This is a genomic window from Tenacibaculum sp. IMCC1 (assembly GCF_054906355.1).
The window spans coordinates 2,104,244-2,121,405 of record NZ_CM142818.1; the positions used below are offsets into that span (position 1 = coordinate 2,104,244).

Genomic DNA, 17,162 nt, shown 5'->3' on the forward strand with positions numbered 1-17,162 from the left:
AAAAATACGTTAAAATTTAAAAAATATACCATTTAGGCTTAAATAGTATTGTTTTAAACAGTAAAACTCAAAAAATCAGTACATTTGCACCGTTTTCTAGAAAAACCACAACATTTTTGTTTAACTTAAAAAAGTATAGCATGCAACTGTACAACAAGTTAAGCGCAGAAGAACGCGCTAAATTAATTGATGATGCGGGTAAAGACCGTATTACTATCTCATTCTATCAATATCATAAGATAGAAAACCCAACTTTATTTAGAAATAAATTATTCCTTGAATGGAACGAACTAGATGTTTTAGGAAGAACATACGTTTCATACGAAGGAATCAATGCTCAAATATCTGTCCCGTCAGAAAACTTTCTAGCGTTAAAAAAACAACTAGATAGTATTTCTTTTTTAAATGGAATTCGTTTAAACGTAGCTATTGAGCACGATAATAAATCGTTTTTAAAACTAAAAGTAAAAGTTCGTAACAAAATTGTTGCTGACGGATTAAACGATGACACTTTTGACGTTACTAACAAAGGAGTTCATTTAAATGCAAAAGAGTTTAATGAAATGCTAGCAGATCCAAATACGGTTTGTGTAGATATGCGTAACCATTACGAAAGTGAAATTGGACATTTTGATGGTGCAGTAACCCCAGATGTTGATACGTTTAGAGACTCGTTAGATATTATTGAAGAAGATTTAAAAGACCATAAAGAAGATAAAAACTTATTAATGTATTGTACAGGTGGAATTCGATGCGAAAAAGCTTCTGCCTACTACAAACACAAAGGTTTTAAAAATGTTTTTCAACTTGAAGGAGGGATTATTGAATATACTCGTCAGGTAAAATCAGAAGGTTTAGAAAACAAATTTTTAGGTAAGAATTTTGTTTTTGACCACCGAAGAGCTGAAAAAATTTCTGATGATGTAATTGCCAATTGTCATCAATGTGGAAAACCTTGCGACACACATACCAATTGTGCTAACGAAGGTTGTCACTTATTATTCATTCAATGTGATGAATGTGCTGAGAAAATGGAAAACACCTGTTCTCCTGAATGCCAAGACATCATTCATTTACCTTACGAAAAGCAAAAAGAATTACGTAAAGGAAAACACGCAAGCAATAAGATATTTAAAAAAGGACGTTCAGAAGCTTTAAAATTTAAAAAGTAATGCAAAAGATTGAGTTAATGGCTCCTGCTGGTAATTTTGAATCGTTACAGGCAGCTTTAGACAATGGATGTGATTCTATATATTTTGGTGTAGAGCAATTAAATATGCGTGCTCGAGCATCTATCAATTTTACCTTAGATGATTTAGAAGAAATATCACGTAGGTGTTCAGAAAAAAATGTTCGTACCTATTTAACACTAAATACGATTGTGTACGACCATGATTTGTCTATCGTAAAAACCTTAATCAAAAGAGCTAAAGAAGCGAACATTACTGCTGTAATTGCAATGGATCAAGCTGTAATTGCAATGGCTAGAGCAGAAGGTATGGAAGTCCACATTTCTACTCAAATTAACATTACCAATATAGAAACGGTTAAGTTTTATGCCATGTTTGCTGACACTGTGGTATTGAGTAGAGAATTGAGTTTACGTCAAGTAAAAAAGATTACCGAACAAATTAAAAAAGAAGAAATCAAAGGACCTTCTGGTCGTTTGTTAGAAATTGAAATTTTTGGTCACGGAGCACTTTGTATGGCTGTTTCTGGAAAATGTTATATGAGTTTGCATTCACACAACTCATCTGCAAATAGAGGAGCCTGCAAACAAAATTGTCGTAAAAAATATACAGTGATTGATCAAGAATCTGGTTTTGAAATGGAATTAGATAATGAGTACATCATGTCTCCAAAAGATTTATGTACGATTGATTTCTTAGATCAGGTTGCCGATGCTGGGATTAAAGTATTGAAGATTGAAGGTCGTGGTCGTGCTCCTGAATATGTTGCCAAAGTAATTAAATGTTACCGTGATGCCATTGACAGTTTATATAATGGAACTTACGATAAAGAGAAGGTGATTAGCTGGATGCAAGAATTGGAAAAAGTGTACAATCGTGGTTTCTGGAACGGGTATTACTTGGGGCAAAAATTAGGAGAATGGAGTAAAGAACCTGGTTCACACGCTACTCAAAAGAAAGTATACTTAGGAAAGGGAATGCATTATTTTCCTAAAGCAGAAGTTGGAGAGTTTAAGATTGAAGCCTACGATTTAGCAATTGGCGATACTATTCTAATCACAGGACCTACTACAGGTGCTCAAGAAATGGAATTAAAAAGCATGTTTGTAAACGATAAAGAAGCACAAACCGCTACCAAAGGCGATGAAGTTACGATGAAATTAGATTTCAGAATTCGTCCGTCAGACAAGTTATACAAGATTGTAAAAACCGAATTTGCTAAAAACTAATGGTTGTAATTACGTTACAAAGAAACAAATGTATTGGCTGTAATTATTGTGTAGAGTTAGCTCCCGCGCAATTTCAAATGTCTAAAAAAGACGGAAAATCTGTTTTACTGCATTCAACTGAGAAAAAGGGTTTCTTTACCATAAAATCACACGACGATAGTATTTTTGAAGCTTCACACGAAGCCAAGAAAGCATGTCCAGTTAAAATTATTGAGGTAAAACAAGTATAACTTTATACCAAAAAAACAAAGACATCTTATAAAGCTCTCTTAATCTTAAGAGGGCTTTTATTATTTTTACAGAATGGAATTACAACCTCCTTTTCGTAAAATTATTCATGTGGATATGGATGCCTTCTATGCATCTGTTGAGCAATTGGATAATCCTGAATTACGAGGAAAACCTGTTGCTGTTGGTGGTAGCGAAGTTCGAGGTGTGGTTTCTGCTGCCAGTTACGAAGCTAGAAAATTTGGAGTTCGTTCTGCCATGAGTGGTGTGTTGGCTAAACAAAAATGTCCGCATATCATTTTTGTTCCTCCAAGATTTGATCGCTACAAAGAAATTTCTTCTAAAATCAGGAAAATATTTTACGATTATACCGATTTGGTAGAACCTCTATCGCTAGACGAAGCCTATTTAGATGTTACTGAAAACAAAAAAGGAAATCCGTCGGCTAGCATGATTGCCCAAGAAATTCGACAACGAATTTGGGAAGAATTAGAACTACGAGCGTCGGCAGGAGTTTCCATTAATAAATTTATAGCCAAAGTAGCTTCTGATATTAATAAACCTAATGGACAAAAAACTATCAATCCAGAAGAGGTTCTTGAATTTTTAGAGCAACTTCCTGTGAATAAGTTTTATGGAGTAGGTAAAGTTACCGCTGCAAAAATGCACAATCTAGGTATTTTTACAGGCCTAGATTTAAAACAAAAATCATTGGAAGAGCTTTCTAAATTATTTGGAAAGTCTGGAGTACATTATTACAATATTGTTCGAGGTATTCATAATTCAGCCGTAAAACCTAATCGAATTCGAAAATCAATCGCTGCTGAAACTACTTTTAGAGAAAATCTATCTTCAGAGGTTTTTATGTTAGAACGTCTTGATAAAATTGCTGACGAACTAGAACGTCGAATGAAAAAATCAAATACTAAGGGAAAAACCGTAACTCTTAAAATTAAATACAGCGATTTTACGCAACAAACACGTAGTAAAACTACCAACCATTACCTACAATTAAAAAAAGAGTTCTACCCTATTGTAAAAGAGTTATTGTACCAAGATACACTTAATAACTCTGTTAGGTTATTAGGAATTTCTTTTAGTAATTTAAACACAGAGAAAACTGAACCTGTTTGGGTACAGTTACGATTTGATTTTTAAAGTATTGGTATTTTCAACGAAACTTTGGTGCCTTTAGGGTTTCCTTCTTTGTCAATTATATCTGTATAAATTAATGAATAATTATTAGCATATTCGTTGGCAAAGTTTCGTAATCGTTCTTTGGTTAAATCTATACCTATAGATCTGCGATTAAGCGACTTGTTTTTTCTAATTTTCATAGCCGCGTCCCTACCAATTCCATTATCTACAATATCAATTTGTATAAATTCGTCTGATATTTTTGTAACTGACAACGAAACTTCTTTTTTTCCTTTCTTAGATGAAAGTCCATGCCAAATAGAATTTTCTAAGAAAGGTTGCAATATAAGTGGTGGAACTTTTATTCTTTCAATATTTACACCTTCATCTACTTTTTCTATATAGTTTACTTCGTTAGATAATCGAATATTTTCAATACTCATATATAAATTCATTGTTTTTAGTTCTTCACTTAATGTTACCTCCTTTACAGATGAAGATTCTAAAATACTTCGAATTAGTTTTGAAAACTTATTTAAGTAATATACAGCATTTTTCTGCTCATTATTAATAACGTATAGTTTTATTGAATTTAATGCGTTAAACACAAAGTGTGGATTCATTTGAATTCTTAGAGCTTCTTGCTCTAACATTAGTATTTTCTTATCATTATTCAATAAGCGTTGCCTGTAAATTGAGTATAATAACACCCCTAATAAAGCTATTGAAACTAATGCTATAATTAAAACATTTCTATTTCTTAATAGTTTTAATTTAGCTATTTCATTCTCTTTTGCTAGACTCTTTATTTTATTATTACTTACTTCATTATCATACTTATTAATAAGGTTATTAACGTATAAAATGTTCTTATCGTTAAATGTTTTTCTCTCTCCTTCTATAGCTTTTTTATAAAAGCTATATGCTTTTTCATAATTCTTCTTTTTTTCATATAATTCAGATAAATATAGATTAGAATGGTTTACTCCTGATGGAATTTTATGTTTATTAGCAACTTCTAAACTTTCTTCTAAGTATACTTTTGCTTTATCTAAACTATCTAATTTTAATAATACGTTTCCAAATGTAACATAGACATCTGAAGTATAATAATGATTACCAATACCTTCAGAAACAGATACTACTTCGTTTATGTATTTGTATGCCTCCTTATATTTACCCTGTAATAATAAAACCTTGCTAATGCTAGTATGACAAATTACCTTACCTATACTCGAATTATTTTCAACATTATATTGTAATGATTTATTATAATGTTCCAAAGCAGCATCTATATCACCAAGGTTTTGGAAAGCAAGCCCTATATTTTGATGATTAATAGCTAAACCTCTTTTATCATTTGTTTTTTCTTGAATTAAAATTGATTTTTTAAACTTTTCTAATGCTAATTGATATTGTTTAAGAGCTAAGTATATATTACCAATACTATTATTTGATATACTAATACTAATTTTAGTATCAACATCAGGAAACTCAATCTTATCAGCTAACTCCAGTGCCATTTGATGATAATTCAATGCACTCCTAATCTTATCTTGTCGTCGATATACTACACCTATTTGATTTAAGGTAACAATTTCTGCGTTTACATCCTTAATTTCTTTTGATAAATCAAGTGCTCTAATATGGCTTTTTATAGAACTATCAAAAAAAGAATTATTTCGATAATATTTACCTAACAAGTTATAGGCATGTATTTCCCCTAATTTATAACCTACTTTTTTACTTTTATTTAAAAGAAAAGTTATTTCTTCTTCCTCAAAGTTTTTACGTTTAAAAAGGCGCTGTAAGTCATAATAATTATCTATTTTTTTTTCAGTAGCTAATTTAATTAAACTATCTATTGTGTTTTTGTCTCTTTGTGAAAACCCCAAAAAAACAATGAAAAATAAAAAGGTTGTAATTATTAATTTTTTCATTTAAAACTTCTCAAGAAAATCAGATTTTCTCTGTCTAGAAACAGGAATCTTATGGTTATTTTCTAACACAACATAGCCGTCAGACTTCAAAAATTCTTTTATTTTATTCAAGTTAATAATATATGAGTTGTGTATTCTAAAAAAATGATCTTCGGGGAGTAATTGATTTATTTCTTTTAGTTTTTTTGTTACTACTATTTTTTTATTAGTTCCTGTAGTATATATTGTTGAATAATTACCGTCAGATTCTACAAATAAAATCTCATCTTGAGCTAGAAAAACTAATTTTCCATCAGTATTAATGGTAATCTTTCTTCTATTAAATTTTTTATTAAAACTTGATAATATTTTTTCTACCTTTTCAGTATTATTATTCTTCTTATAATGTTGTTTAATTCTTCCTATTGTTTCTTCCAAATCATCGGAATCAATAGGTTTCAGCAAATAATCTATAGCTTGGTTTTTTAAAGCCTTTATAGCATACTCATTATATGCTGTAGTAATGATTATAGCAAAATTTTTATTCTCTAATTTTTCTAGTAATTGAAACCCATCCATCGTAGGCATTTCAATATCTAAAAAAAGACAATCGATAGTATTCTCGTTAATAAATTTAATTGCTTTTTCTGCTATTGTAAATGTTTCTATGATTTCTATATCATTTTCAAAGGTTGACAATTCCCAAGAAAGTCCTTGTATTGCTTTAGGTTCATCGTCAACTATAACTGCTCTCAACATTTTATATACATTTGTACCAAATGTAACAGATAATATTTTAAAAAAGAAATGTCAAGCATAGCTTTTGTTACAAAAAATTAAAGCTAAATGATTTCTGTATATATTTTTTACCATTTACACATAAAAGCACACCATTTATACATCCTTTACTCTAAAAAAGATTCTTTTATATGATATTTGTAGTGTAATACACAAGGGGAATCATATTGATAAATTGGGGGATTAATCAATAATGATATTAAGTTATAAAAACACCACTTTAAAGTGGTGTTTTTTTATATATAAATTTCAATGTTCGTTTAATTTATATGCACAAAAAAAGCTCAACTAAATTTAAGTTTAGTTGAGCTTTTTATCTTATCCTAATCAGTTAGTTTCCTAAGCCTCAAATGGAGTAACAGAAACATATGATTTATTATCTCTTTTCTTTTGGAATTTTACAACACCATCAACTTTAGCATGTAAAGTATGATCTTTTCCCATGTAAACATTTTCACCTGGATTGTGTTGAGTTCCTCTTTGACGAACAATAATGTTACCTGCAATAGCAGCCTGTCCTCCAAAAATCTTTACTCCTAATCGTTTCGATTCTGATTCACGACCGTTCTTCGAACTACCGACACCTTTCTTATGAGCCATCTTTGTAAGTTTTTAAAGTTAATTATTTACTTAATGCTTCAATTAATTCTGCTTTCTTTAAAGAAGTATATCCTGAAATACCTTTTTCTTTAGCTAAAGCTTTTAATTCTGCAACAGTCATTGAACTTAAATCTGTCGATTCTTCTTTAACCTCTGTTTTAGGAGTTTCTTTTTTAGCTGCTGCCTTTTTAACTCCTGATGCAGAAATTCCTTCGATTTGGATTTCAGTTAAATACTGTCTGTGTCCATTTTTCTTTTTGTAACCTTTTCTTCTTTTCTTTTTGAAAACGATTACCTTATCACCTTTTAAGTGACCTAAAATCTTTGCAGTTACTCCTGCACCTTCTATAGCTGGGGCGCCAATAGTTACGTTTCCTTTATCTTCAATAAGCATTACATTATCAAAAGTTACTTTTGATCCTTCTGCTTCTGGTAAACGGTGTACGTATACTTTTTGGTCTTTTGCTACTTTAAATTGCTGCCCTGCTATCTCTACGATTGCGTACATACTATTTGTTTTGCGTTTATACTTTATTTACACTTTCTTAATAAAAATGCGGGTGCAAATATACATTTTTTACTTCAAAAAAAAATGTATTACTCAGAAAATTACTCTTTTAAGATAAAAAAGTTTAATTTTTATTGTTTTGAGTGTAACAATTAATATAACTTCACGTCACATACACGAAAATATTAAAAATTAAACTTTAATCAATGAGAAAAAGAGTTATCACTCTAGCTTCAGCTTTTATAGCATTTCATTTTACGTATGCTCAAAAAGTTGATTTTGAAGAGTATGATTTAAGCAATGGAATGCATGTTATTTTACATCAAGATAATACAGCACCAGTAGTAACAACATCTGTTATGTACCATGTAGGCGCGAAAGATGAGCAACCAAATAGGACAGGAATGGCTCACTTTTTTGAGCATTTATTATTTGAGGGTACAAAAAACATAAAAAAAGGAGAGTGGTTTAAAATAGTTTCCTCTAATGGAGGTACTAATAATGCTAACACTACCGATGATAGAACTTATTATTACGAGGTTTTTCCTTCTAATAATTTAGAATTAGGCTTATGGATGGAGTCTGAACGCTTATTACACCCAATTATTGGTCAAGAAGGTGTAGATACACAAAATGAGGTTGTAAAAGAAGAGAAGCGCTTACGTGTAGACAACCAACCTTACTCTCGTTTTTTAGAAAATGTTAAGAAAAACATGTTTAAAAAACATCCATATAAGGGAACTACTATAGGTAAGATGGAACATTTAGATGCTGCTACCTTAGAGGAATTCTTAGCATTTAATAAAAAATATTATGTTCCAAACAATGCTACTTTGGTAGTTGCAGGAGATTTTGAGCTTAAAGAAGCTAAACGACTTATAAAAGATTATTTTGAGCCTATACCTAGAGGTAAAGATATAGTAAGAAATTTTCCGAAAGAAGACCCTATTACAAAAGAGTTTTTTGCCAAAGCTTACGACCCTAACATTCAAATACCTGCAATTATGGCTGCTTATAGAACTCCTTCTATGAAAACCAGAGATGCTAGAGTGTTAGATATGATTTCTACTTACTTAAGTGGTGGAAAAAGCTCTGTACTTTATAAAAAATTAGTTGATACTAAAAAAATGGCTTTACAGGCTGGTGCAATAAACCTAAGTCAAGAAGATTATGGGACCTATATTTTATTTGCACTTCCGCTAGGAAATAACTCTTTACAAAGTTTAGTAAAAGAAATTGATGAAGAGGTTGTAAAACTTCAAACAAATTTAATTTCAGAAAAAGATTATCAAAAGCTACAAAATAAATTTGAAAACAACTTTGTGAATGCAAACTCAAGTGTAGAAGGTATTGCTAATTCATTAGCTCGCTACAATGTATTGTATGGTGATACTAATTTAATAAATACTGAAATTGATATTTATAGATCAATTACACGTGAGGAAATTAGAGACATAGCAAAAAAATACTTAAACACTAACCAACGTTTGGTAATGGAATATTTACCAGAATCAAAAAAATAATTCAGTAATAAGACATTCAATATGAAAAAAATAATAATAGCAGCATTAGCAGTTGTAAGCATGTCTTTTGCTGTAAATGCTCAAATAGATAGAAGTGTACAACCAAAGCCAGGGCCAGCTCCTAAAATTAAGTTAGGGAAAGCCGAAAAGTTCAAATTAAACAATGGTTTACAAGTAATTATGGTTGAAAACCATAAATTACCAAGGGTTTCTGCTTCATTAACAATTGATAACCCTATTTATTTAGAAGGTGATAAAACAGGTGTTTCTCAGGTTATGGGAGACATGCTAGGTAACGGCACAACAAATATGCCTAAAGATGAGTTTAATGAAAGGGTTGATTACCTTGGAGCAAATGTTTCTTTTAGAAGCAATGGAGCCTCAGTAAGATCATTAACAAAGTATTTTGGAGAGGTTTTAGGTTTAATGGCTGACGGGGTTAAAAACCCTAAATTTACACAAGAAGAGTTTGATAAAGTAATTGAACGTACTTTAGAAGGAATTAAATCTAACGAAAAAAGTGTAGAAGCTGTTGCTAGAAGGGTTGAAGATGCTTTAGTATATGGTAAAAATCATCCGTATGGCGAGTTCATAACTAAAGAAAGTATTAAAAATATTACACTACAAGATGCAAAAAACAATTATAACACCTACTACAAGCCAAATAACGCATACCTTGTAATAGTTGGAGATATTAACCCTACTGAGACTAAAAAATTAGTTAAGAATTTATTCAGCGATTGGAAAAAAGGAACCATACCTACCACTAGCTACAATGTACCTACCAATGTTGAAACTACTGAAATTAATTTTATAAACATGCCAAATGCAGTACAATCTCAAGTAGCTGTAATTAACACAGTTGATTTAACATTAGGTGATAAAGATTATTACGCAGCTCTATTAGCAAATAATATTTTAGGAGGCGGTGGTACTGCACGTTTATTCATGAACTTGCGTGAAGATAAAGGCTATACATACGGGTCTTATTCGAATCTTTCACAAGATAAAAATAAAAATGCTGGTGTTTTTAAAGCAAGTGCAGCTGTAAGAAATATAGTTACAGATAGTGCTGTTGTAGAAATTCAAAAAGAAATTAATAAAATTCGTTATCAAAAAGTAACACCTGAAGAATTAAAAAATTCAAAAGCTGAATATATAGGTAGTTTTGTACGTAATGTTCAAAAACCATCTGTAGCAGCGAATTTTGCATTAAATATTGCTCGTTATAATTTACCAAACAATTTTTATGAAAAATATTTAGAAAACATCAACTCTGTTACTTTAGACGATGTACAAAACGCAGCAATTAAACATTTCAGAGGAGATAAAGCTCGTATAATTATTACAGGTAAAGGAATTGATGTTTTAAAGAACTTAGAAAAAACATCAGAATATAAAATAAATTATTTTGATGCGTATGCTAACCCTACTAAAAAACCTGAAATGAGCTTACCTATTCCTGAAGGAACTACAGCAAGTTCAGTTATTAACAATTACTTTAAGGCTATTGGAGGATTAGATAAAGTAGGAAACGTGAATTCTTTAATGATTTCTTCTGAAGCAAAAGTTCAAGGAATGCAATTAAGTTTAGTCCAAAAAAGCGCTACACCTAATAAATCTTCTGTAGTCGTTTCTATGATGGGCAACGTAATGCAAAAAGTAATTTTTGACGGAACTAAAGGATATCAAGAAGTTCAAGGTCAGAAAAAAGAAATGACAGGTGAAGATTTAGAAGAAGTTAAAAACACTGCTTCTCCTTTTGCTGACAAAGCTTATAAAACAGGCACTTTGGACAGAATTGAGCCTATAGACGGAAACAATGCTTATGTGATTAAACATGGTAAAAAAGAAATCTTTTATGATGTAAAGTCTGGGTTAAAGGTTAAAGAGGTTAAAACCGCTAAAGGACCACAAGGAGAAATGAAAGTACCTGTTGTTTTTTCAGATTACAAAGAAGTAAATGGAATTAAATTCCCTCATAAAATGATTCAAAAGAATGGACCAATGACTTTTGAGTTCATCACGAAAGAAATTAAAATTAATGAAGGGGTTTCTGACGCTGATTTTAAATAATAGTTAGACTTAAATCTATAAAAACTAAAAAAAGAGCCAAAATATTATATTTTGGCTCTTTTTATTTAAGTCATTTTTAAAATTATCTTGCTTTATTTACCAACCAAACTCCAAGCAGAATAATTCCTCCCGCTAACAACTGAATTAAACTTAATTTTTCTCCATCAATAATTCCCCACATTACAGCAACTGCTGGAATTAAATATGTTACAGAAGCTGCAAAAACAGGAGATGATAAATGCACCATTTTATTAAATAACACTTTTGCTACTCCTGTACCTACAACAGCTAATATTGCTACATAACCCAATGCAGAAGTTGTTTCTGCTGTTATTGCAAAAGTTGAAAAAAAGCCAGAAAACGCTAAAACCATAAATGCTGGAACAGTAAGCACTACAAAATGTCCAACTGTTATTGCTAAAGCATCCAAATCAAATAAGTATTTTTTTATTGTATTAACGTTAAAAGCATAACCTATTGACGCAACTACTACTAATAATGCATACCAGTAATTTTGGTTAGGATTTAACTCTGCTCCTTTTAAAATTAAAATTAAAGTACCTATTAAACCTATTAAAATTCCAACTAATTGTTTCTTTTTAAAAGAAAACCCAAAAACTAATGCTCCAAAAACAAAAGTGTTAAAAGGGGTAAGCGAATTTAAAATAGCAGCTATTGAGCTATCTATTCCCTGTATTGCAAATGCGAATAGAAATACAGGAAAAAAAGTTCCTAAACCAGCCGTAATTATCACATACTTCCAGTGTTTTTTTTGAATTCTTTTTAAACTCTTAAACCCAACTAACAATAAAAAAAATGCTGTAATTAACATTCGTAAAGCACCTACCTGAATTGGAGTTAATCCTATCAAGGCTTTTTTCATTAAAATAAAAGAACTTCCCCAAACTAGCGAAAGCACAATTAAAAACAACCATTTTTGTTGTTGATTATTCATTTTCAATAATTTTAAGCACAAAATTCGTTTATTTCTATTTTTAATTTTGATTTTATTGATAAATTTGCTGAATAACTCAATAAATAAAAATGATGAAAATTCAGAAAATACTATTTGCTTTAGTTATCGTAAGTTTTTTAGCTGTTGGATGTAAAAATGAAGCTAAAAAAGAGGAGGTTACTCAAGAACAAAAAACTGAAATTGCTGCTAATGCTAAAGAACTTTCTTTAAGTATTTCAGGAATGACTTGTGAAATAGGATGTGCTAGAAAAATAGCTTCTGACTTAAGTAAGAAAGAAGGCGTTTTAGAAGCAAACGTTGTTTTTAATGATAGTATTGCAACTATTAAATATGATGCTAACAAAACAAACAAAACTAATTTAATTGCTTTTGTTGAAGGAATTGGTAGCGGTGACATGTACAAGGCTTCAGAGATTACAAAAAAAGAAGAAGAATAACCTTGCTACATCTTAATTTGGCGTAAATAAGATTCAATTTAAACAATATCGAAAGCTCCTTAATAAGGAGCTTTTTTTATGCCTTTTAAGTATCTTTGCTAAAACTTTTCGTCAGATGAAGAAACATTTTCCTCTCATTGTAAAAATCTCGTTGATTGCTGTATATGTTATTTTTCTAGCCGGTTCTGTTGTTCGTATGACAGGTTCAGGAATGGGCTGTCCTGATTGGCCAAAATGTTTCGGGTATTACATCCCACCAACTTCTGAAGAAGAAATTACTTGGCAACCTAATTACGAGTACAAAAAAGGAATGATTATCGTAAAAGATGAAGCGTTATTTGTCGCTGGTCATAACATAAAAACCACTGATGAATTTAACGCTAACAACTGGGAAAAGTACACCAAACACGATTACGCTAAGTTTAATAAATTTCATACTTGGACGGAATATATTAACCGATTGAGTTCTGCTCTGGCGGGTATTCCTTTTCTATTTTTAATTTTTGTTTCTGTTAAGTTTTGGAAAGAAAACAAACAAATAACTCTTTTATCATTTGGAGCTTTCTTTTTAATGTTGTTTGAAGCTTGGCTAGGAAAAACTGTTGTAGACTCTAATTTAAAACCAACAATTATCACCATTCATATGGTTGGTGGTTTAGTTATTGTTGCTTTGTTATTATGGTTGCTTTACATCGTTTCCGATCGAAAGAAAACATCTTACAAATACAATTCATTATTTAGTAAGTTAGTAATTCTTTCAGCTATATTTTCGCTAATTCAAATTGCTTTAGGAACTCAGGTACGCCAATTTATTGACGAACAAGTAAAGTTACATGGCTTTGAAAACAAACATTATAGTTTGATGGATCCGAATATAAAGTTCTACATCCACCGTTCCTTTACCATAGCAATTGTATTAGTAAACTTGGGATTATTTTACTTAAATCAGGTAAAAAATTTAGGATATAAACTAGTAAATTGGATAGTTTTCTTAATCTTTTTAGAAACGATTACAGGTATTTTAATGTACTATGCAGAATTCCCTTTAGGCACGCAAGCTGTACACTTATTATCAGGTGCTATTTTATTCGGATTACAATTTTATTTGTGGTTACAGAGTAGGAAAGTAACGATTCAATAGCTTAATCTTTCCATTCAAGCGTTTCCATCATATGAATCATATCTTTTTTAATATATTCAACTGCTGGTAAAATTGAATCGTAATTTGGCTTTGTATAAAAGAATAGAGACCCTTTTAAAAAGTGTTTAGAGCTATCTGTTGCGTGAAACTGCACTTGTGATGCAGCATTCCCTAAAATTTGGTATAAACTTCCGTAAACTTTTGTATTTGGATTTGCATATTCTACTGGAGCAGTAATTTGATCTGCTTTAATAGCATGTTCAAATACTAGTTTTTCAGATTCTATTAATAATTCTCTTAAATTTCCTTCAATAGGGCGATATGTGATATCTACCGATGCTTTTAAACTTGGATACTCAATTTTTATCCAGCCTTTCGGTAAATCTTTGGTTTGAGCTATTTGAGCTATTTCAAACGCATATGGTTTATTTAAATTTTCTTTTTTATAAACCTTATCAGGATACTCTAAACTTAGATAACCTTTTGGCTTAGGTAAGGTTTCCTCACCACAACTTATTAAAAATATTGCTGATATCAGCAAAGAGAGTTTACGCATTTCGGGTAACTTTTACTTGTTTTATACGTTTTTTAGCCAACGCTTCAATAGTAAACGTATAATTACTAAAGTTTATTTTTTCACCTTTTTTTGGAAATTTACCTGAGACTTCTAAAATAAAACCTGCTATAGTTTCACTTTCTCCTTTAGCCTCTTCAAATTTTTCCTCATCTTCATCTTCTAAGACACGGCAAAAATCTTTAATAGTTATTTTTCCTTCAAAAATATAATTATTTTCATCAAGTTTCGAGTAAGTAAGGTCTTCATCGTCAAATTCATCATTGATATCACCTACTATTTCTTCTATTACATCTTCTAATGTTACAATTCCGCTTGTACCACCGTACTCATCGACTACAATTGCCAAATGTTTTTTCTTTTCTTGAAACTCTACTAGCAAATCATCTAGTTTTTTATTTTCTGGCACAAAAAATGGTTCTCTCAACAACTTTTGCCACTTAAACGTTTTCTTACTCAAGTGCTCTAATAAATCTTTAGCATATAAAACTCCAGTAATATTATCAATACTTTCATGATATACTGGATTTCTTGAATATCCGTTTTTTAAAATAGTTTGTAACACCTCTTCGTAACTAGTATCATCTGCTATTGCACACACATCTGTTCGAGGCTTCATAATTTGTACCGTTTCAGTATTCCCAAAACTTACAATCCCTTCTAAAATCTTTTGTTCTTCTTTAGTCGTTGCGTCATCAGATGTTAACTCCAATGCTTGTGACAAACGCTCTACAGAAAGGTTATTATTCTTATTGCCAAGCTTGTTTTCAACAACACTTGTTAATCTAATAAGCGGTAAACTTAAAGGTGTAAGTAAAGTGTTTAATGCTAAAATAGGTTTTGACATAAACTCTGCAAACTGTAATGATTTTCTACTAGCATATACTTTAGGTAACACTTCACCAAATAATAAAATTAAGAAAGTAACAAGAATCACTTCTACCAAAAACCTCAAAACATCTGATAAACCAATAAAAAACACTCTACCAATACTTGCAAAGAGTAATACAATAAGAATATTAATAAAGTTATTTGTTATTAAAATGGTCCCTAATAACTTTTTAGGATCTTGAAGCAGTTTTACTACAGTATTTTCTTCTTTGGTGTTTGTTGACAACTCATCTAATTCTGTTTGTGAAATTGAAAAGAAAGCAACTTCAGTTCCTGAAACTAATGCAGAACAAATCAATAATAAAAGTAACAACAAACAGTTGATAGCAGTCAACCAATCAAAACTTGATAATACTAAAAGTAAAGGTTCGGGTTCTGGGTCCAATTTTTAAAATTTAATTAAACTAAAACGGTAAATCATCATCTTCTTCATTACCTACATTTGGTGGTGTATGATTAGGAGCTCCTTGAGTAGGCACCACATTTGGTTGTGCATTGTTTGGATCTTTTTTCGTTGATAAAAACGTCATGTCTTGTACATGAATTTCGGTTGTATACCTTTTTTGTCCATCAACTTCATACTGTCGTGTTTTTATACGCCCTTCACAATATACTCGATCTCCTTTAGTTAAGTATTTTTCACAAATTTCTGCTAGTTTATTACGTACAACTACATTATGCCATTCAACATTTGTTATTCTTTCTCCTGTTTGTCGGTTGGTGTAGGTTTCATTGGTTGCTAAAGGAAATCGCCCTATTGAGTTTCCTCCTTCAAAATAATGCATTTTTACCTCATCACCTAAATGCCCTATTAAAATGACTTTATTTATTGTTCCTGCCATAGCATTATAATTTTGCGTAAAATCAAATATACAAATTTTAAGATTCTTTGCTTAAATATTCCTCTAAAAACTTATCAATTAACACTGGTACTGGATATTTTTTTACTACAGCCCAATCCATCGTTTGTTCATTAACTTTCCTAGTTTTTATTATCCAAAACTTAGTAATTAAGTGTTGATGCGATAGTTTATGAATAATATCTTCAGTATTAAAAAGAGAAATTGTAGTTTCTTCTGGGAAAAGCATTGTAAACTGTTTATTTTTCACTAATTCTTCTTCGCTTGTTTTCTTTTGTGTCTCCACTAAAGGAAATTGATACAATCCTTGCCATATACCTTTACCCTTTCGTTCTTCTAAAACAGTTTCATTTTCTTCTGTTATTGGAACCAAATAATTAAAATATCTTTTTTTAATTTTTGTTTTTTTTTCTTTTACTGGAAGCTCTTTTATTTGATTTTTTGCTAAAGCCACACAGCCATTAGCTAATGGACATTTATTACACAGAGGATTTTGAGGTTTACAATGCATCGCTCCAAAATCCATTATAGCTTGATTATACACATCTGGTTGTGAGGTATCAATAAGTGTTTGCGCCAACTCCTTAAACTCTTTAATTCCCTTAGTAGAATTTATTGGGGTACTTATGCCGAAATAACGAGAAAGAACTCTGTACACATTACCATCAACAACAGCAACTGGTTCTTTAAAACAAATGGAAGCAATAGCTGAAGCCGTATAATCTCCCACGCCTTTTAACTTAATCAACTCTTTGTACGAACTAGGAAACATACCTTTTAATTCATTTGCCACGAATTTAGCTGTAAAATGTAAATTTCTCGCCCTAGAGTAGTAACCTAAACCTTGCCATAATTTTAACACTTCACTTTCATCTGCTTTTGCTAAATCAAACACTGTTGGAAATGCCTTTGTAAACTTTAAGTAATAAGGCAAACCTTGCTCTACTCTGGTTTGTTGTAGCATTATTTCACTCAACCAAATAAAATAAGGATTCTTTGTCTCTCTCCAAGGAAGACTCCTTTTATTCTCACCATACCAACAAATCAATTTAAAAACCAAAAAAAAAACACTATT

General features: G+C 30.8%; 17 protein-coding genes. 8 read left to right on the forward strand and 9 right to left on the reverse strand.

Features of this window, described 5'->3' with window-relative positions:
- The first annotated feature begins 140 nt into the window (after nucleotides 1–140).
- The 4 genes from trhO (at nucleotide 141) to dinB (ending at nucleotide 3,805) form a co-directional block, all read left to right on the forward strand.
- Nucleotides 141–1,172 (forward strand): oxygen-dependent tRNA uridine(34) hydroxylase TrhO, encoded by a 1,032-nt coding sequence (trhO, locus tag ACXIHB_RS09865; protein ID WP_159508813.1) that lies wholly within the window; start codon nucleotides 141–143, stop codon nucleotides 1,170–1,172.
- Nucleotides 1,172–2,419 carry a peptidase U32 family protein gene (locus tag ACXIHB_RS09870; protein ID WP_462098157.1) on the forward strand — a complete coding sequence of 416 codons (1,248 nt, stop codon included), beginning with the start codon at nucleotides 1,172–1,174 and terminating at the stop codon, nucleotides 2,417–2,419. The genes trhO and ACXIHB_RS09870 overlap by 1 nt, the downstream gene beginning before the upstream one ends.
- Nucleotides 2,419–2,649, forward strand: coding sequence for a ferredoxin (locus tag ACXIHB_RS09875; protein WP_047787972.1), 231 nt, complete (start codon nucleotides 2,419–2,421; stop codon nucleotides 2,647–2,649). Before ACXIHB_RS09870 ends, ACXIHB_RS09875 begins: the two co-directional genes overlap by 1 nt.
- A gap of 73 nt (nucleotides 2,650–2,722) precedes the next feature.
- The gene (dinB, locus tag ACXIHB_RS09880) at nucleotides 2,723–3,805 is read left to right on the forward strand and encodes a DNA polymerase IV (protein ID WP_159611115.1); all 1,083 of its coding nucleotides are present in this window, start codon (nucleotides 2,723–2,725) and stop codon (nucleotides 3,803–3,805) included.
- Here dinB and ACXIHB_RS09885 read toward each other — a convergent pair.
- The 4 genes from ACXIHB_RS09885 to rplU form a co-directional block, all read right to left on the reverse strand.
- Nucleotides 3,802–5,724 (reverse strand): tetratricopeptide repeat-containing sensor histidine kinase, encoded by a 1,923-nt coding sequence (locus ACXIHB_RS09885; protein WP_159611116.1) that lies wholly within the window; start codon nucleotides 5,722–5,724, stop codon nucleotides 3,802–3,804. The genes dinB and ACXIHB_RS09885 overlap by 4 nt on opposite strands.
- A complete protein-coding gene (locus ACXIHB_RS09890) occupies nucleotides 5,725–6,462 on the reverse strand; it encodes a LytR/AlgR family response regulator transcription factor (protein WP_047787975.1) in 738 nt (245 codons plus the stop codon).
- A 378-nt stretch (nucleotides 6,463–6,840) separates the two neighbouring features.
- On the reverse strand, nucleotides 6,841–7,101 hold the full coding sequence (gene rpmA, locus ACXIHB_RS09895; protein WP_028891690.1) for a 50S ribosomal protein L27: 261 nt from the start codon (nucleotides 7,099–7,101) through the stop codon (nucleotides 6,841–6,843).
- 22 nt (nucleotides 7,102–7,123) lie between these two features.
- A complete protein-coding gene (rplU, locus tag ACXIHB_RS09900) occupies nucleotides 7,124–7,609 on the reverse strand; it encodes a 50S ribosomal protein L21 (RefSeq protein WP_047787976.1) in 486 nt (161 codons plus the stop codon).
- A gap of 206 nt (nucleotides 7,610–7,815) precedes the next feature.
- On the opposite strand from rplU, the gene ACXIHB_RS09905 reads away from it, so the two are divergent.
- A complete protein-coding gene (locus tag ACXIHB_RS09905; RefSeq protein WP_253679334.1) occupies nucleotides 7,816–9,132 on the forward strand; it encodes a M16 family metallopeptidase in 1,317 nt (438 codons plus the stop codon).
- 21 nt (nucleotides 9,133–9,153) lie between these two features.
- Nucleotides 9,154–11,208: an insulinase family protein gene (locus ACXIHB_RS09910; RefSeq protein ID WP_462098158.1), complete on the forward strand. Its 2,055-nt coding sequence runs from the start codon at nucleotides 9,154–9,156 to the stop codon at nucleotides 11,206–11,208.
- Between the two features lie 82 nt (nucleotides 11,209–11,290).
- Here ACXIHB_RS09910 and ACXIHB_RS09915 read toward each other — a convergent pair whose 3' ends face one another.
- Nucleotides 11,291–12,163, reverse strand: a complete 873-nt coding sequence (locus ACXIHB_RS09915) for a DMT family transporter (RefSeq protein WP_239178268.1) — start codon at nucleotides 12,161–12,163, stop codon at nucleotides 11,291–11,293.
- Nucleotides 12,164–12,252: 89 nt separating this feature from the next.
- Here ACXIHB_RS09915 and ACXIHB_RS09920 point away from each other — a divergent pair, with 89 nt between their 5' ends.
- Together ACXIHB_RS09920 and ACXIHB_RS09925 are read left to right on the forward strand one after the other, a co-directional pair.
- Nucleotides 12,253–12,621, forward strand: coding sequence for a cation transporter (locus ACXIHB_RS09920; protein WP_231128367.1), 369 nt, complete (start codon nucleotides 12,253–12,255; stop codon nucleotides 12,619–12,621).
- 115 nt (nucleotides 12,622–12,736) lie between these two features.
- The gene (locus tag ACXIHB_RS09925) at nucleotides 12,737–13,762 is read left to right on the forward strand and encodes a COX15/CtaA family protein (protein ID WP_462098159.1); all 1,026 of its coding nucleotides are present in this window, start codon (nucleotides 12,737–12,739) and stop codon (nucleotides 13,760–13,762) included.
- 1 nt (nucleotide 13,763) lies between these two features.
- Here ACXIHB_RS09925 and gldD read toward each other — a convergent pair whose 3' ends face one another.
- Genes gldD through mutY form a run of 4 tightly spaced genes read right to left on the reverse strand, consistent with a single transcriptional unit; the run spans nucleotide 13,764 to nucleotide 17,147 of the window.
- A complete protein-coding gene (gldD, locus tag ACXIHB_RS09930; protein WP_073182305.1) occupies nucleotides 13,764–14,318 on the reverse strand; it encodes a gliding motility lipoprotein GldD in 555 nt (184 codons plus the stop codon).
- Complete coding sequence (gene gldE, locus ACXIHB_RS09935) at nucleotides 14,311–15,612, reverse strand: gliding motility-associated protein GldE (protein WP_047787983.1); 1,302 nt, start codon at nucleotides 15,610–15,612, stop codon at nucleotides 14,311–14,313. The genes gldD and gldE overlap by 8 nt, the downstream gene beginning before the upstream one ends.
- Nucleotides 15,613–15,631: 19 nt before the next feature.
- Complete coding sequence (locus tag ACXIHB_RS09940; protein WP_047787984.1) at nucleotides 15,632–16,069, reverse strand: single-stranded DNA-binding protein; 438 nt, start codon at nucleotides 16,067–16,069, stop codon at nucleotides 15,632–15,634.
- A 37-nt stretch (nucleotides 16,070–16,106) separates the two neighbouring features.
- On the reverse strand, nucleotides 16,107–17,147 hold the full coding sequence (mutY, locus tag ACXIHB_RS09945) for an A/G-specific adenine glycosylase (RefSeq protein ID WP_159611119.1): 1,041 nt from the start codon (nucleotides 17,145–17,147) through the stop codon (nucleotides 16,107–16,109).
- Nucleotides 17,148–17,162 lie beyond the last annotated feature (15 nt).

Excerpts from the sequence above, each read along its gene's own strand:
- ACXIHB_RS09885 (WP_159611116.1), bottom strand. The coding sequence starts at position 5,724 with ATGAAAAAATTAATAATTACAACCTTTTTATTTTTCATTGTTTTTTTG.
- ACXIHB_RS09905 (WP_253679334.1), top strand. The coding sequence starts at position 7,816 with ATGAGAAAAAGAGTTATCACTCTAGCTTCAGCTTTTATAGCATTTCAT.
- rplU (WP_047787976.1), bottom strand. The coding sequence starts at position 7,609 with ATGTACGCAATCGTAGAGATAGCAGGGCAGCAATTTAAAGTAGCAAAA.
- ACXIHB_RS09920 (WP_231128367.1), top strand. The coding sequence starts at position 12,253 with ATGATGAAAATTCAGAAAATACTATTTGCTTTAGTTATCGTAAGTTTT.
- ACXIHB_RS09875 (WP_047787972.1), top strand. The coding sequence starts at position 2,419 with ATGGTTGTAATTACGTTACAAAGAAACAAATGTATTGGCTGTAATTAT.
- ACXIHB_RS09925 (WP_462098159.1), top strand. The coding sequence starts at position 12,737 with ATGAAGAAACATTTTCCTCTCATTGTAAAAATCTCGTTGATTGCTGTA.
- gldD (WP_073182305.1), bottom strand. The coding sequence starts at position 14,318 with ATGCGTAAACTCTCTTTGCTGATATCAGCAATATTTTTAATAAGTTGT.
- ACXIHB_RS09890 (WP_047787975.1), bottom strand. The coding sequence starts at position 6,462 with ATGTTGAGAGCAGTTATAGTTGACGATGAACCTAAAGCAATACAAGGA.
- ACXIHB_RS09915 (WP_239178268.1), bottom strand. The coding sequence starts at position 12,163 with ATGAATAATCAACAACAAAAATGGTTGTTTTTAATTGTGCTTTCGCTA.
- rpmA (WP_028891690.1), bottom strand. The coding sequence starts at position 7,101 with ATGGCTCATAAGAAAGGTGTCGGTAGTTCGAAGAACGGTCGTGAATCA.
- ACXIHB_RS09940 (WP_047787984.1), bottom strand. The coding sequence starts at position 16,069 with ATGGCAGGAACAATAAATAAAGTCATTTTAATAGGGCATTTAGGTGAT.
- trhO (WP_159508813.1), top strand. The coding sequence starts at position 141 with ATGCAACTGTACAACAAGTTAAGCGCAGAAGAACGCGCTAAATTAATT.
- ACXIHB_RS09870 (WP_462098157.1), top strand. The coding sequence starts at position 1,172 with ATGCAAAAGATTGAGTTAATGGCTCCTGCTGGTAATTTTGAATCGTTA.
- ACXIHB_RS09910 (WP_462098158.1), top strand. The coding sequence starts at position 9,154 with ATGAAAAAAATAATAATAGCAGCATTAGCAGTTGTAAGCATGTCTTTT.
- dinB (WP_159611115.1), top strand. The coding sequence starts at position 2,723 with ATGGAATTACAACCTCCTTTTCGTAAAATTATTCATGTGGATATGGAT.